This is a genomic window from Mycobacterium sp. NGS35 (assembly GCF_059812855.1).
In genome coordinates this window covers 75,045-89,418 of record NZ_JCALDL010000013.1, presented here as the reverse complement: position 1 = coordinate 89,418, position 14,374 = coordinate 75,045, and the positions used below count along the sequence as shown (strand labels likewise).

General features: G+C 68.4%; 14 protein-coding genes. 2 read left to right on the top strand and 12 right to left on the bottom strand.

Annotated features, from left to right (window positions below; genetic code table 11):
- The first annotated feature begins 4 nt into the window (after positions 1 to 4).
- Positions 5 to 892, top strand: a complete 888-nt coding sequence (locus AC5Y4C_RS18800) for an SCO6745 family protein (RefSeq protein ID WP_499964451.1) — start codon at positions 5 to 7, stop codon at positions 890 to 892.
- A 3-nt stretch (positions 893 to 895) separates the two neighbouring features.
- On the opposite strand, the gene AC5Y4C_RS18795 is transcribed toward AC5Y4C_RS18800, so the two are convergent.
- The 8 genes from AC5Y4C_RS18795 to AC5Y4C_RS18760 form a co-directional block, all read right to left on the bottom strand.
- On the bottom strand, positions 896 to 1,225 hold the full coding sequence (locus AC5Y4C_RS18795) for a DUF3140 domain-containing protein (protein ID WP_499908165.1): 330 nt from the start codon (positions 1,223 to 1,225) through the stop codon (positions 896 to 898).
- A gap of 1 nt (position 1,226) precedes the next feature.
- Entirely contained in the window at positions 1,227 to 1,448 is a 222-nt protein-coding gene (locus AC5Y4C_RS18790) for a hypervirulence associated TUDOR domain-containing protein (protein ID WP_499964452.1), read from the bottom strand.
- Between the two features lie 52 nt (positions 1,449 to 1,500).
- Positions 1,501 to 2,751 carry a chloride channel protein gene (locus AC5Y4C_RS18785; protein WP_499964453.1) on the bottom strand — a complete coding sequence of 417 codons (1,251 nt, stop codon included), beginning with the start codon at positions 2,749 to 2,751 and terminating at the stop codon, positions 1,501 to 1,503.
- Positions 2,752 to 4,704 (bottom strand): DUF7064 domain-containing protein, encoded by a 1,953-nt coding sequence (locus AC5Y4C_RS18780; RefSeq protein WP_499964455.1) that lies wholly within the window; start codon positions 4,702 to 4,704, stop codon positions 2,752 to 2,754.
- Between the two features lie 9 nt (positions 4,705 to 4,713).
- A complete protein-coding gene (locus tag AC5Y4C_RS18775) occupies positions 4,714 to 5,892 on the bottom strand; it encodes a lactate 2-monooxygenase (RefSeq protein WP_499964457.1) in 1,179 nt (392 codons plus the stop codon).
- Positions 5,893 to 5,900: 8 nt separating this feature from the next.
- The gene (locus AC5Y4C_RS18770) at positions 5,901 to 7,406 is read right to left on the bottom strand and encodes a carboxylesterase/lipase family protein (RefSeq protein ID WP_499908160.1); all 1,506 of its coding nucleotides are present in this window, start codon (positions 7,404 to 7,406) and stop codon (positions 5,901 to 5,903) included.
- Between the two features lie 68 nt (positions 7,407 to 7,474).
- On the bottom strand, positions 7,475 to 9,094 hold the full coding sequence (locus tag AC5Y4C_RS18765) for a RecQ family ATP-dependent DNA helicase (RefSeq protein ID WP_499964458.1): 1,620 nt from the start codon (positions 9,092 to 9,094) through the stop codon (positions 7,475 to 7,477).
- A gap of 46 nt (positions 9,095 to 9,140) precedes the next feature.
- Positions 9,141 to 9,470 carry a hypothetical protein gene (locus tag AC5Y4C_RS18760; protein WP_499908689.1) on the bottom strand — a complete coding sequence of 110 codons (330 nt, stop codon included), beginning with the start codon at positions 9,468 to 9,470 and terminating at the stop codon, positions 9,141 to 9,143.
- Between the two features lie 165 nt (positions 9,471 to 9,635).
- Between AC5Y4C_RS18760 and rbpA the strand changes: the two genes are divergently transcribed.
- Complete coding sequence (gene rbpA, locus AC5Y4C_RS18755; RefSeq protein ID WP_499908158.1) at positions 9,636 to 9,971, top strand: RNA polymerase-binding protein RbpA; 336 nt, start codon at positions 9,636 to 9,638, stop codon at positions 9,969 to 9,971.
- A 9-nt stretch (positions 9,972 to 9,980) separates the two neighbouring features.
- Here the strand turns inward: rbpA and AC5Y4C_RS18750 are convergent, their stop codons facing one another.
- The 4 genes from AC5Y4C_RS18750 to AC5Y4C_RS18735 are packed head-to-tail and all read right to left on the bottom strand — an operon-like array spanning position 9,981 to position 14,347.
- Positions 9,981 to 10,772, bottom strand: coding sequence for a polyprenol monophosphomannose synthase (locus tag AC5Y4C_RS18750; RefSeq protein WP_499964460.1), 792 nt, complete (start codon positions 10,770 to 10,772; stop codon positions 9,981 to 9,983).
- Positions 10,769 to 12,394, bottom strand: a complete 1,626-nt coding sequence (lnt, locus tag AC5Y4C_RS18745; RefSeq protein ID WP_499964461.1) for an apolipoprotein N-acyltransferase — start codon at positions 12,392 to 12,394, stop codon at positions 10,769 to 10,771. The genes AC5Y4C_RS18750 and lnt overlap by 4 nt, the downstream gene beginning before the upstream one ends.
- Complete coding sequence (locus AC5Y4C_RS18740) at positions 12,387 to 13,919, bottom strand: amidohydrolase (RefSeq protein WP_499964463.1); 1,533 nt, start codon at positions 13,917 to 13,919, stop codon at positions 12,387 to 12,389. The genes lnt and AC5Y4C_RS18740 overlap by 8 nt, the downstream gene beginning before the upstream one ends.
- Positions 13,916 to 14,347 carry an FxsA family protein gene (locus AC5Y4C_RS18735; RefSeq protein ID WP_499964465.1) on the bottom strand — a complete coding sequence of 144 codons (432 nt, stop codon included), beginning with the start codon at positions 14,345 to 14,347 and terminating at the stop codon, positions 13,916 to 13,918. Before AC5Y4C_RS18735 ends, AC5Y4C_RS18740 begins: the two co-directional genes overlap by 4 nt.
- Positions 14,348 to 14,374 lie beyond the last annotated feature (27 nt).

Here is a 14,374-nt window from a genome sequence, read left to right as displayed (position 1 = left end):
CACTGTGGACCGACAGCCCGAACTCGCGCGACGTTTCTTCAACCGCTTCGAACCCGTGCACGCCGTGACGTACTTCGCGCCCGAGGCTCGAGCCGCGCTCGACGGGCTCGGCTACCGCGGATTTTGGATGGGGTACTTCGCGGCGAGGTCAGCACCGCTGGGCAAGGTCGCACCCGAGGTGGTGACCGCGGTGTTCTACAACTTCGCACCGCAGCGGGTGGCCAAGTCGCTGACCGGCGCATGGGCGGTCGCCGGCCCCGACGCGGCGCTGCAGGCACGCTACGACTCGGCTGCCGCGGCGCTGCGCCGTTACGGAATCAGCGACGACGACGCCGTGCGCACCGCAGCAGGTCTCGCCCGCCGGGCCGCCGAGCATCTGGGCGTCGACGGCCGCCCACTGTTCGCGGCCAACAAGGCGCTGCCCTGGCCCGACGAGCCGGCCGCGGCGCTGTGGCACGCCTGCACCTTGTTGCGCGAGCACCGCGGCGACGGCCACGTCGCATTGCTGACCGCGGCATCCATCTCGGGGCGGCAGGCCAATGTGCTGCATGCCGCAGCCGGGAAAGTGCCGCGCGAATACCTCATGCGGACCCGGGATTACGACGAGGCGTCGTGGCAGGAGCACGAAAGAGCTTTGGCCGCAAGGGGATTACTCGACGACACCGGGACGCTCACCGCTGCGGGCATCGAACTGAAAAATCGGCTGGAAACGGAAACAGACCGCCTGGCGCTGGCCGCGCTCGACGCGCTCGACGATGACGAAGTCGAGACGCTTTTCCAGGCGCTGACGCCGATCACGCGGCGCGTCATCGCCGGCGGCGACATCCCGGAGATGACGCCAATGGGGCTCGGCCGTGACGACCTCGGCGACGGCAGCGCTCACCTGGCCTGACGCTCATTTCGTCGGATCGTGGCCCCAGTTCATCAGCGAATACCGCCAGGCGGTGTCATTCACGGACCCTGAAGGGCGTTGCGCCAGATGGCGTTTGGTGTAGCCGACGACCTTGCGCATATGGGCGAAGTCGTGGTCGGTCAGCTCCGACTTCTTCGATTTGAGGATCGCGACGATGCGCCGGCCGCTTTCATGGCCGGTTGATTCTGACCCTCCTGACTTCTGCCCAACACTCTTCGACTCGTCAGTATCAAGCCATCGCTGTAATTCCGAGGCCGTCATGTTGACGGCATCGCGGAATTCTCTCCAGGTCTTGGCGTCGTCATCGGCCATGTCACGTGGATTTCTTCTTGTGCAACGCTTCTGGCTTGTGCACCGCGTCGTTGCCGCTCTTGTCGCTGCGTACCCGGTATTGCGGTTCGTCCTCAGAAGCCCGCACTTTGCGCTTGGCAGCCGTCGTGTCAGACGTGATCTTCTCCTCGACGGCGCCTTCTGCGGTGCTGCCGTGACTCTTCCAGGTCACCTTGTCACCCTTGTGGAATTCTTGTTCACCCATGACGCCCGCATACCCGTTGCCTGCGACCCGACGCTTACAGATTTGTGACGACTCAGTGCTCGGCGGGAATCCTGGTCATCGAGCGCCGCCGCACCACCGCGGCTCGCACCGCGTGGGCGCCGACTGCGGCAAACAGCAGCATCACCCATACTTCGAGTGGCGGATGGGTCAGTTCGGCGGTGAACACGGCCGCGAAAACCGGTGCTTGCTGCGTGATGCCGAGAACGGCGGCGCCTCCGATCAAGGCCAGCGTGGGAACACTGGCCTCACCACCCAGGTGGTTGACGGCCAGCGCCACACAGGCGCCGGTTGCGACGCCCGTCGACAATGCCGGCGTGAGCATGCCCCCCACTGCGCCGGCGCGGATGAACAACGCCGTCAGAACCGGCTTGAGCACCACCGCCACGCTCACCCCGATCAGCGTGTCGCCGCCGGCGAGGCTTTCCAGCACGATGCTCCTACCGTTGCCCGGCATCTGTGGCATCCAGATCGATGCCGTGCCCGTGACCAGTCCGGCCAGACTGATCGCCGGTATCACAAGCCACGACGTCGCAGGCGCCTTCGCCCGAGCGTGGGCGATCAACCGGTTGAACGCCGTGCCCACGAGCGCGGCAAGCGGCATCGCGGTGATTGCGAACAGGAAGGCCTTCCATGTGAAGGCAGTGTCCGGCCAAACGAATGTGGGCGCGCCGTGGGTGATGGGCCACACGGTCACCGTGGCGATGCACGACGACGCCACCGCCACCAGCACCGGCAACGGCCGCCAGCTGCGCAACACGATGCCCAAGGCAAACAGCACGCCGGCCGCAGGCACGTTGTACACCGCGGCCAAGCCCGCACCGGCTGCGCTGCCGAGCAGAATTCGACGCTGCTCTGGCGCAAGCGATCCCAGCCGAACCAACAGCTCAGTCGATGCGGCCGCGAAGAGTCGAGGCGCCTGCTCGCGCCCCAGTGAGGCACCGGAGCCGACGGCCAAGATCTGCAACAGCGCGTCAGCGGCCATCGGACCCTGGGCAAAAGGGCGGCCTTGCCGGATGGACTCGGTCAGACCGGGCACTGTTGTCCTGCGTCGCAGTAGCCACCAACCCGCACCGGCCAGTGCGCAGCCGAGCGCAGGTCCGAGTAATCGCCGTGGTATCGAGGCGTCTTTCACGCCCGTGAGCAGGGGACCCTGCAGATAGCCGTAGGTGAGGTGTTCGATCGCCCGCACCAACACGGTGGTGAAGCCGCCGGCCACACCGCTGAGGACACCCGTCACCAGGATCGCGGCGGCGAAGGTGAGGTAGCGCTGAAGGCAGGTCATCTAGTCGACGTCGTTGCGGTTCCACTCGATCCAGCCGACACCGTCGCGCCCGTCGGACGTGGTGACCGCTGCCCATGCGCGTGCGAACCATGCCACTCGGCCGTCGGGGGCTTGCAACCTCAACGGGGCGTGACCTCGAATGTCGGCGGCCACCTCCAGGTCGTCGTAGATGATCGCGGTCGTCAGCGGTAAACCGTTGGGGCCGAACGATGCTCGCACGCTGATCGATTGCAGCTCGGTCAGTTGAGCGCCAGGCGGTTGCAGATAGCCGACGCCGAAGGGCGGGGCGCCGGGCAGTCGGATGTCAACGGCGTGCAGGTGGGTGCCGTCGGTGAGGTGCAAGGCGCTCCACACCCAATCCATCCCCCACCAGTCGCGCACCCCCCACGAGTGGTCGCGCTGTCCGGGCACTGCATCGATTCTCGTGTGCTGGCCGCCGATAATGACGGTTCCTGTTACCGCGCAAGGGATTTCGTAGCGTGACGTGACGCGGTATTGATACGGCGTCCCGGCCGTGACCCACTCCAGATCCATGCTGACCTCGACGTCGCGGCCGGGCTCTCCGCGCAGCAACGCGGCGGGATCGTCGTGCAGTTGACCGTGGCCGTTGAGCACCAGCCGGTACCGCTGCAGCGGCGAGACGATCGTATGCGCGAAATCGAACGCGTCGGTGTTGACGCTATATGGGTCGTCGATCGGGGCGGCGAAGTCGATCACCGCGACCGTCGGTTGCTCAGGGCCGCACAACAGGGCGGTGAACCAGGCCACGCCCTCATTCGGTGTCAGCCCCAGCCGCACATATCCTCCGATGCGCTGCGCCGGGTCGACGAAATCGCAATACCAGCTTTCGTTCCACAGCGGCTCCACTCCGGTAGGGTGCGCGAACTCGTCGGCCGCTGCAGGGGTAAGAGGTTGGGAGGCAACGGGTTCCGGCAGCAGCGCAAGCGCGTCGGTGTCGAGCACCTGCTCGCAGTGCCGCGCGATCATGGTCATGAACATCTCGTCGCCGCGATCTGTGCGAGTCACCAGCATCGGCGACACGATCGCCATCATCACCCCGAAGAAGCTCTGCCGCCGCACTCCTTCGCGCACGTCGGCAAGTGTCAGTGCGCTGGCCGCCCCCAGCGCCGTGTGGTAGTGCGCTGTCAGTTCGTCGGCGTGCGCGCGTCGCAACGGCACCGGCAGCGCGCATCCCAGAAAGTATGCGAGGTCGGTCATGGCCGGCCCCCAGCTGACGGTCTGCCAGTCGACCACGGTCAGCGGCCGGTCGGCACCTTCGAGGCCGAACAGCATGTTGTCGAGCCGGTAGTCGCCGTGTATCAGACCTTGCGGCGTCTGCGTTTCGGCGGCCGCGTACGCGTCGAAGCTGGCGACCAGACGCTCGCAAACCTCCCGGTGGCGCGGCGCGATCCGGTCTGTGTAGCGCTCGGCGAACCCGGCGTACAGCTGGGCCAGCATCGCTTGGCTGATCGGCGATTCGCGGTTGAGCCAGTCGGCTCCGGCGAGCGCCGGGTCGCCGATCGTGGGTCCTTGCAGGCGGCCGAGTTCGGACACCGCCAGCCGCGCCCGATCCACCGACGTGCCGGCGATCTCGTCGCCGACTTCCGCGGGTCCGGCGTCACCGAGCAGCAGTGCGAACGTCTGCGCTTGCCCGTCGAACGACGCGTGGTAGCACGGTGCGATCGGCCCCACCAGCCGCGGGGCCACCTCGGCGTAGAACCGGACCTCGCGCTCGTAAAGGCCCAGCGCGAAACCGGTTTGGCTGCTCACCGGGTCAGCGGCGGCGACCTTGAGAACCACCGAATCGGGACCTGCCGCGGCGTTCGCGTAGCGCAACGCGACGCGATAGCACTCGCTCATCTGGCCGGTTCCGATGCGCTGCACATCGAACTGTGAAACCTCAGCGTGCAGCTGGGCGCTCAACCACTCGGCGGTCACCTCGGCGGCTCGCATTGTCCGACCCTAAGCCGAGCGGGCGCGCAGCACATCGCGATTGAGTGTTCGCGGTGACGCATGGCCCGAAAGTGCCAGTGTCAGATCGACTTCCGCGAGCAGGTTGCGGATCACCTGCGCCACGCCGTCGGCACCCTGCAGCGCCATCCCCCACAAATACGGGCGGCCCAGCAGCACCGCGCTGGCCCCCAGGGCCAGCGCTTTGACCACGTCGGCACCGGAGCGTATGCCGCTGTCGAACAGCACGGTGAGTTGGTCGCCGACTGCGTCCACCACGTCGGGCAGCGCGTCGAGCGCCGCGACGGCGCCGTCCACCTGCCGCCCACCGTGGTTCGACACCACCACGCCTTGCACGCCGTGGTCACGGGCCAGCCGCGCGTCGTCGGGATGCAAGATGCCCTTCAAGACGATCGGCATGTCGGTCATTTCGCGCAGCGCAGCCAGATCGGCCCAACTCATGGCGGGATTACTGAACACGCTGACGAAGTGCAGCACCGCGGCCGTCGGATCCTCTTCCGGTGGTGTCGGCAGCGCGGCGCGAAACACGGGGTCCGACAAGTAGTTTGCGATGCCCACCGACTGCAGGAACGGCAGGTAAGCGGTCTGCAAGTCGCGGGGACGCCATGCCAGCAGCCCGGTGTCCAGCGTCACCACTAATGCGCCGTACCCGGCGGCTGTCGCGCGTGCGACGAAGCTTGCGGTCAGTTCGGGATCCTTGGGCCAGTACAGCTGATACCAGCGGGGCACCTCGGCGCCGGCAGCGGCGATTTCTTCCATCGAGTACGACGCCGCGGTGGATGCGACGAAGCCGATTCCCGTGGCGGCGGCACCGCGGGCGGCGGCGATCTCCCCGTCGGGGTGCACGATCGACTGCACGCCCACCGGCGCCAGCAGCACCGGTGCCGCGTGCTTGACGCCGAAAAGCTCAGTGCGAAGGTCGCGTACCGACACGTCGCGCAACATGCGTGGCACGATCCGGTGCCGATTGAAAGCCGCCCTGTTCTCCCGTTCGGTGTCCTCGGTGCCCGCGCTGCCGAACACGTAGCCGTTGGCACCGGCGTCCATCGCCGCCGACGCCTGCACTTCGAGCTCGGTCCAGCTCATCGGGAAGGCCGGCGTCTGGCCGGCCATGCCCTTGAGATAGATCTCGAACTGGTAGTTGCCGAATGGACTCTGAAGCGCAGACATGTGCCGACCTATCGGGCGAGGCTGAAGTCCTGCCAGGCCTCGCGGCGGGCGGGGTACGGGTCGTATTCCACCCGCGAGTGCTTGTCGAAGACCATGACCGCGCGGTTGTGGTCGTAGCTGGGCCAGCCCTGGCCCGGCACGCCGGTGCGGCTGAACCGCCGCCACCGCGACTGGATGTTGTTGCTCACCCGCAGCGCCGAACGCCGATCCCCGGCCACGGTCAGCAGAGACCCCAGCCGAGTGCGGTACATGTCGAACACAGCCAGCAGCTCCATCGCATGCGTGGCGCCCAGCCCGCTCCACGCCAGCGTCCGCGGCGCGTAGTCATACCGGTACATGTACGTGGGCGCGTGCTTGCTGTGCGCCTCGGCGATCTGCCACGCTGCCGACCCGAAGAACATGTCGGCGGACAGCCGCATGCACTCGTCGGGGTGCGGATAGCCCGGGTAGGCGGCTTGGATGCGTTCGCGGGCGGCGGGGTCGATGTCGGCGAGCAGTCGCTCGAGCGCCCGCTCCGTCGTCGGCATCATCTTCAACCAGCGGGTGAACAGCCGCGACTCTTCGGCGTTGTTGCCGACGACCACGGGAACCCGGTGCGCCTCGCCGCGCGCCATCGCCTGCACCGGATCGCGGGGCAGGTAATCGCCGTCGACGGTCGGGCCGAGGGCGAACGATCCGCCGGACATGTCCTGAACTGAATGCTCGAGCAGCTGGTCGCAGGCTTTGACCAAGCGGCGCGGCTCAGCGTGCATCAGCGTGGCGGCGGCATCACGCCGGTCGACCCCCAGCAGCTCGGCGAACTTGGCGGCGAACCGGGGGGCGGCTTCGGCGCTGACCACCATGCCGCTGGCAGGGCTTTCCGAGATCGCGCCCGCGAACAGGCCCTCGGCGGCCGGCACGGCGAGCAGCGTGGCGACCGCGTGCGCGCCGGCGCTCTCGCCGAAGATCGTCACTCGATTCGGGTCTCCCCCGAAATGGCCGATGTTGTCGTGCACCCACTGCAGGGCCAGCACCAGGTCACGCAGGAACAGGTTGTTCTCGATCGGGTGCTCGGGAGTGGACAGCGACGACAAGTCAAGACAGCCGAGTGCACCGAGCCGGTAGTTCACCGAGACGTACACGCAGCCGCGGCGAGCCAGTGCCGCGCCGTCGTACAGCGGTGTGGCCGAGCTGCCCAGCATGTAGCCGCCGCCGTGGATGAAGAACATCACCGGCAGCGGCTCGTCCGACGGCGTGGCAGGGGCTACCACGTTGAGCGTCAGACAGTCCTCGCTGACAGGTTGATATTTGTTCAAGCCGATGAGCGTGTACCGGCGACGCTGCGGGGCGCAGAACGCGAAGTCGTGGCAGTACCGCACCCCGCGCCAAGGGATCGGCGGTTGCGGGGCTCTGTACCGCAGCCGGCCCACGGGCGGGCGCGCGTACGGGATGGCCCGCCATCTGGTCACCCCACCACTCGTGTGCCCTTCGACGGTGCCGCTCGTGATGGTTACTCGCACATTGCCATCGGCCATCCTTCGACGGTAGCGAAGCCGTAGCCGTCCGGCCGGTTGGGACTCGCCTCCAGACCGCGTTTCGCTGGTCAGCCTGCAGCGCGGGCAGGACGCAGCAGGTCGCTGTCGCGGATCGCAGCCACCGACAACGTGCGGTAGCCGTAGTCGTCGAACAGCACGGTGAGCCGGTCCTCTTCTGCTCCGATCACCACGCCGCGTCCCCACTCGCGATGCTGCACCTCCGCGTCCACAGCGAACCCGGCTGCCTCGTCGCGCGCGGACGTGCTGTCCCCCTCCGTGCACTGGTCGCAGTTGCCGCAGGGCTCGGCGAGCGTCTCGCCGAAGTAGCTCAGCAAAAAGCGCCGTCGGCAGTCGCGTGCCTCGGCGTAGCCGCGCATCATCTCGACACGGGTGCGGTCCACCCGCTCGGCGACGTCGGCCACCTCCAGTGCGCGAGCCACCGCGAGGGCGGCGGCCTGACCGCTGGCGCGAAAGCCCTTCTTGGTGCTTGTGATCGCGCCGGCCTGCTCGAGCAGGTTGACGGCATTGGTCAGCTTGCGGCCACGCACATCCAGCTCAGCGCCCAGGTGTTTGAGCCGTTTCGGCTTGTCGCCGAGCGCGTCGTACACCGCCCGCAAGAACCCGTCGTCGGGCCGCTGAGTCGTGAAAAACCTTGCCAGAGAAAGGTCTTCGGGCCGATAGAACAACCGGGCCAGCGCCTCGTGGCCGTCTCGGCCGGCGCGACCGATCTGCTGGTAGTAGCTGTCCACCGAATCGGGAACCGACGCGTGGATGACGAACCGCACGTTCGGTTTGTCGATGCCCATCCCGAACGCCGACGTCGCGGCGACCACGTCGTACTCGTCATCGCCGAATCCCGCGTGCACCGTTTCGCGTTCGGCGGCGGACAGCCCCGCGTGGTAGACCGCGCTGCGACGGCCGCGCTCGGCCAGTTCGCGGGCGTAGAACTCGGCGTCTTTGCGGGTGGCCGTGTACAGCAGGCCGGGGCCGTCCAGTTCCAGGGCGGCGGCCAGCACAGCGCCACGTTTGTCGTCGTCGTGCAGATGGTGGTGCACCTCGAGGCGGATGTTGGGCCGGTCGAAGCCGCCGGCGATCTCGACAGGGTCGCGCAGGTGAAGATGCTCGACGATCTCGCGGCGCACGACCGGGCTCGCGGTTGCGGTGAGTGCGAGCACCGGCGGCCGGCCCAGGTGCGCGAGCGCGTCGGGGATGCGCAGGTAGCTCGGCCGGAAGTCGTGTCCCCACGACGAGACGCAGTGCGCTTCGTCGACCACGACGAGCGACACCCGTCCGTGCGAAAGTTCTTCCAGCACAGCGTCTTTGGCGAGCTGCTCAGGCGCCAAGAAGACGTAGTCGGCCTCTTGGTGTCGAACCGCGGCCCAGCTCTCCTCGGCCTGCGCGGCGCGCTGGCGTGAGTTGATCGCGACGGCCTCGAGCTCGTCGGTGGCCTCCAGCGCGGCGATCTGATCCTGCTGCAACGCGATCAGCGGCGAGATCACCAGTGTGGTGCCGTCGGTCAGGACCGACGGCACCTGGTAGATCGCCGATTTGCCGAATCCGGTCGGAAGCACCGCCAGGACGTCGCGGCCGGCAAGGATCGCCCGCATGCCGTCGAGCTGGTCCGGCCGGAGCTCTTGCCAACCGAACAGTCGTCGGGCGACGGCTTGCAACTCCTCGGCTGGGTTCACCGCTGCCAGGTACCCGCAGGCGATGGGCAACTAACGTCAGAGGCGCTCAGCGCCACCCGTCGGCCGCTTTGGCCGCATCCAGCAACGCGCCGCACAGTTCCCGCAATTCGGCCTTGTCCGCGCCCTCGTCGAGTGCGGTTGCGACGTCTTCTGCCGCGCAGCGCAGCTGGTAAAGCCGGTCGGACCAGCGGGCGGCTTCCTCGGCGGAGAGCACCACCGCGTCGGCAGGCAAAGTGGTGCCCTTCACGGCAGCGCGGTGCTCATAGGCCCGCTGGCGGCACGACTGGCGACAGTATTGGCGCTTGCGACCGATTCCTGCGTCGGCGACGTCGCGACCGCACCAGCGGCACGGTTGCGCGCGGCGGACGCCGCGGATGCGAGGGGCAGAAGTAGTCACCGCCTGATGACTCTAAGCGGCTTTTCAGCGCAAGCCCGGTATCCTGGAGGTCGCGTCGCCCACCGCGTGGGAACTGCCAGCGCACCTTCTGCGTTGCTTACCTGGGTAATTGCGCGGACATGCAACAGATGGAGAGTGTTGACGATGGCTGATCGAGTCCTGAGAGGCAGCCGGCTCGGTGCCGTGAGCTATGAGACCGACCGCAACCACGACCTGGCGCCGCGTCAGATCGCGCGGTATCGCACCGAGAACGGCGAAGAGTTCGAGGTACCGTTCGCCGACGACGCCGAAATCCCCGGCACCTGGCTATGCCGCAACGGCATGGAGGGCACGCTGATCGAAGGCGACCTCCCCGAGCCGAAGAAGGTCAAGCCGCCCCGCACGCACTGGGACATGCTGCTCGAGCGCCGCACCATCGAGGAGCTCGACGAGCTGCTCAAGGAGCGGCTGGAGATCATCCGCCAGCGCCGCCGCGGCTGAGCCGCGCAATCAACCACCGCGGCTGAGCCGCTGGGCGGGGGCGGTTCCACGCGCGCGGTCTCTGCGCCCCTGGATGCCCCATTGAGCGACCTTGACGATCGCCTCGCGGATATTCGACCCGCTCATCTTGGAGACACCGAGTTCGCGTTCGACGAACGTGATAGGCACCTCGACCACGGTGAAGCCGTTGTTGATCGTGCGCCAGGTCAGGTCGATCTGGAAGCAGTAGCCCTTCGACTCGACGGCCGACAGGTCGATCTTCTCCAGCACCTCCCGGCGATACGCGCGGTAGCCGGCCGTGATGTCGTTGACGCTGGTGCCCAGCAGTGTGCGCGAGTACCAGTTCGCGGTGCGCGATAGCACCAGCCGGCGCCACGGCCAGTTGCGCACCTGCCCACCTTCGACGTAGCGGGAGCCGATTGCCAGGTCGGCACCCGCGTCGATCGCGTCGAGCAACCGCGACAGCTCCTCCGGGGCGTGGCTGCCGTCGGCGTCCATCTCGACGAGAACCGAGTACTGCCGGGCCAGGCCCCAGGCGAAGCCGGCCAGGTATGCCGCGCCCAACCCGTCCTTGGCGGTGCGGTGCATGACGTGGATGCGTGCGGGGTCGGCCGCGGAGAGCTGGTCGGCGAGCTCGCCGGTGCCGTCGGGGCTGCCGTCGTCGACGATCAGGATGTGCACGTCGGGCCGCGCGTTCTGCAGCCGCTGCACGATCAGCGGCAGGTTCTCGCGTTCGTTGTAGGTCGGGATGATCGCCAACGTCCGCTGGCTTGGTTGGCCGCCGGGGCTTCCGGTGGTCATGACGCTCCTTTGTCTTTACCGCCCGGCCGGAGCCGACGTATGAACCACCCATTGTGCAGTATTCCGGCGAGCAGGGCGGCACCGCCGATTGCGATCAGCACCCACAACACGACCGGTCCCCACCGCGTCGCAGGGGTCAAATGCGTTTTCAGGTGCACCTGTTTTACCAGGTAGGCGGGTTCGAAGAAGTCCGTGCGGGCCACCTCATGGCCGTCCGGGGCGATGATCGCGCTGATCCCTGTGGTGCCTGCCACAACGGCATACCGGTCGTGCTCGACGGCGCGGACCTTCGCGAAGGCCAGCTGCTGCTCGCTCATCGGCTGGCCGAACAAAGCGTTGTTGGTGGGCACCGCCAGCAGCTGCGCGCCGTTGACGACGGACTCCCGGGCGGCCCGGTCGAAGATCACCTCCCAGCACGTCGTGACGCCGATCGGCACCCCTGCGGCGTGCACGACCCCGTCACCGTCGACCGGCACGAAGTAGCCTGCGCGCTCGGCGTACGGCGACAGATGGGAGAACAATCCGCGCCAGGGCAGGTACTCGCCGAACGGCTGCACGATCTGCTTGTCGTGCCGCTCCCCCGGCCCACGCCCGGCGTCCCAGACGATCACGGTGTTCGTCGACGCCGGGTTATCTTCGGAGTAGTCCGGCCGCTGCAGCACCGCACCGACCAGAATCGGCGCGCGGATGACCGCGGCGGCAGTCGAAATCTCTTGTGCTGCATCAGGATTGCGCAGCGGGTCGATGTCCGACGAGTTCTCCGGCCAGATCACCAGCTGCGGCTGCGGGGCGCGGCCGGCCCGCACGTCGTCGGCGAGGCGGACGGTTTCGCGGACGTGGTAATCGAGCACGGCTCGCCGCTGGGCGTTGAAGTCGAGGCCGAGCCGCGGCACGTTGCCCTGGATCGCGGCGACGGTGATGGTTCGGTCGGTGTCGGCACCGCTGCCGGACTGGCGCACCCCGGGCCAGGTCGCCGCGACGGCGAACAGCACGACGGCGATGCACATGCCGGGCAGCAGCACGCGCGGCGGGGCGTCGCCGCGACGCGGCCACCAGTGCACGACTTCGAGGACCAGCGCGGTGATGCTGAACCCGGTAAGCGCGATCGCGAACGACAGCAGCGGAACTCCGCCGAGCCGAACCAGCGACAGCATCGGACCGTCGGTCTGTCCGAATGCCACGACGCCCCATGGGAATCCGCCGAACGGCACACTGCTCTTGAGCCATTCGGCTCCCACCCACAGCGCGGCGAACCAGACGGCCCAGCCGGGTAGCCGCCTGACCGCGACGGCGGTCGCACCGAACAGCCCCGGGAACACCGCCTGCACCGCTGACAGCGCCAGCCACGGCACCGCGCCGACCAGTTCGCCAGTCCACGGCAGCAGTGGGATGTAGAACGCGAGGCCGGACAAAAAGCCGTAGCCGAAGCCGCCGAGCGCCGTGGTGGTATTCCGCAGCAGCACCCAGCCCAGCATCGCGAACGCGACGACTGCGCAGTACCACCAACCGAACGGCGGAAAGCTCACGCACATCAGCAGGCCCGCGCCGACGGCCGCCGCGAGCTGAGGTATCCGGTTCAGGACGCCGGGGCCGAGCCGCTCGAGCACGCGGGCGTCAGCCATATATGACCTCGCCGCAGTGCACGGTCTGCAGGCAGCGCGGCAGTGGGTCGTCGGGATCGAGTCGGGGCAACGACGGCACGTCCCACACGGCGAAGGAGGCGGGCGCACCGGGTGTCAGCGTTCCGGCCAGGCCGTCGCGGACGCCGGCAGCCCGCCAGCCGCCGCGGGTGGCCGCGGCCAGCGCGGCCTCGGTCGAAATCCCACTGCGCGGCGTTCGGTGGTGCACGGCGGCACGCACCGTTTTCCAGGGATTCATGCTGGTCACCGGGGTGTCTGAGCCGAACGCTAGGGACACGCCTTCGGATGCTAACAGCGCCAGCGGGTTGCACCGGCGCGCTCGGTGAGCGCCCAGCCGCGCGGCGTACATGCCGTCGTCGCCACCCCAGAGCGCGTCGAAATTGGGCTGCACGCTTGCGGTCACGCCCCACTCGGCCAGCTTGCGGGCCTGCTGTGCGTCGACCATCTCCAAGTGCTCGACGCGATGCCCGCATCGAGCGACGGCTGTGCGCCCGCAGCGGTCGACGGCCGCGGCAATCGCGTCGACCACCGCCGTGACCGCCGCGTCACCGATCGCGTGGAAGCCCGCCGGGATGCCCGCCTGCGTGCATGCGAGCACGTGCGAGGCGATCTCTTCTGGGGCGAGGTAGCAGTTGCCATGCGGGTTGGGGCAGTGGCGGGCGTCGGCGTACGGCTGGGTCAGCCATGCGGTGTGCGAGCCGAGAGCCCCGTCGACGAAGAGGTCGCCGGCCAGGCCGCGCGCCCCGGTGCGGGCCAGCAGATCGGCCGCGTGGTCGGCATCGCTGACCGCCTCACCCCAATAGCCGACGACCTCGACGCCGTGGGTGGTGATGCGTAGCTCTTGCCAGTCCTCGAGGCCGCCGATGTCAGGGCCGGCGCATTCGTGGACGGCGACGATCCCGAGCGCGGCGGCCGCGTCGAGCGCCGCAAGCCGTGCCTGTGCCCGCTGCGCGGCGGTGAGCAGACTGCGCGCGAGGGCCCTTACGGCGTGGTGCGCATCTGCGGTCAGCGCCGCCTGAGGATGAAACCCCTTGCAATGCCGCAAGTTTGGCGCGAGCGCACGCAGCGCGGTGGACGCGGCCGCGGAGTGGACGTCGACCCTCGCCAGATACGCCGGCCGGCCCCCGACGGCCGCGTCGACGTCGTCAGTCGTGGGTGCATTCGGCTGCGGCCATGCCGACTCGTCCCAGCCGTGGCCCCAGATCACCCCGTTCGGGTGGGCACGGGCGAAACCGCGCAGCAGTGCCAGGCAGTGCTGCAAGGAGGTGGCGGGCCGCAAGTCGAGTCCGGTCAACGTGAGCCCGGTGGCAGTGGTGTGGACGTGGCTGTCGACGAACGCGGGGGTGACGAGCGCGCCGTCGAGGTGGACCACCTCGGCGCCCGGGAACGCGTCTCGGCCGGCAGTGTCGCTGCCCAGCCAGGCGACGACGCCGTCGAGAACAGCAAGTGCGGTCGCTTCAGGGTGCGTCGGGCTGTGCACCCGGCCGCCGAGCAGCAGTGTGGTCAAGGGGTGCGCGGTAGGGCCGGCGGCTCGTAGTCGACTACGTCGACGACCTCGCCGTCGACGTAGTCGCGCCGCTGCGCGATGAGCGGGACGCGTTTGCCCACGAGCGCCGCCACCATCGGGCGGGCGGCCGCTCGAGTCGGTGGGAGCAACAACAGCAATCCGAGCGCGGTGGTGACGATTCCCGGGATGACGACCAACACGGTGCCGAGCGCGATCAGCGCCCCGTCGGTGAGTGCGCCCTGGGCGGTGACGAGCCCGCTGCGGAAACGGCGGATATGCCGTTCGGCCTGCGAGCCGGCCAGCGCGAGACCGCCGACGAACGACGCCAGCACGAGCAGCAGCGTCCAGCCCACTCCGATGGCCCAGCCGAGCCCAACCACGGCCGCGAGCTCGAGGACGACGTAGAGCCAGAACCACCGAATCACCATGTGAGCAGAACGTGCCACGCCGGGTTT

What these genes read in the sequence shown, in the direction of transcription:
- AC5Y4C_RS18735 (WP_499964465.1), bottom strand. Translation starts at nt 14,347, where the DNA reads ATGGTGATTCGGTGGTTCTGGCTCTACGTCGTCCTCGAGCTCGCGGCC.
- AC5Y4C_RS18795 (WP_499908165.1), bottom strand. Translation starts at nt 1,225, where the DNA reads ATGGCCGATGACGACGCCAAGACCTGGAGAGAATTCCGCGATGCCGTC.
- AC5Y4C_RS18770 (WP_499908160.1), bottom strand. Translation starts at nt 7,406, where the DNA reads ATGGCCGATGGCAATGTGCGAGTAACCATCACGAGCGGCACCGTCGAA.
- AC5Y4C_RS18790 (WP_499964452.1), bottom strand. Translation starts at nt 1,448, where the DNA reads ATGGGTGAACAAGAATTCCACAAGGGTGACAAGGTGACCTGGAAGAGT.
- AC5Y4C_RS18780 (WP_499964455.1), bottom strand. Translation starts at nt 4,704, where the DNA reads ATGCGAGCCGCCGAGGTGACCGCCGAGTGGTTGAGCGCCCAGCTGCAC.
- AC5Y4C_RS18750 (WP_499964460.1), bottom strand. Translation starts at nt 10,772, where the DNA reads ATGACCACCGGAAGCCCCGGCGGCCAACCAAGCCAGCGGACGTTGGCG.
- rbpA (WP_499908158.1), top strand. Translation starts at nt 9,636, where the DNA reads ATGGCTGATCGAGTCCTGAGAGGCAGCCGGCTCGGTGCCGTGAGCTAT.
- lnt (WP_499964461.1), bottom strand. Translation starts at nt 12,394, where the DNA reads ATGGCTGACGCCCGCGTGCTCGAGCGGCTCGGCCCCGGCGTCCTGAAC.
- AC5Y4C_RS18785 (WP_499964453.1), bottom strand. Translation starts at nt 2,751, where the DNA reads ATGACCTGCCTTCAGCGCTACCTCACCTTCGCCGCCGCGATCCTGGTG.
- AC5Y4C_RS18775 (WP_499964457.1), bottom strand. Translation starts at nt 5,892, where the DNA reads ATGTCTGCGCTTCAGAGTCCATTCGGCAACTACCAGTTCGAGATCTAT.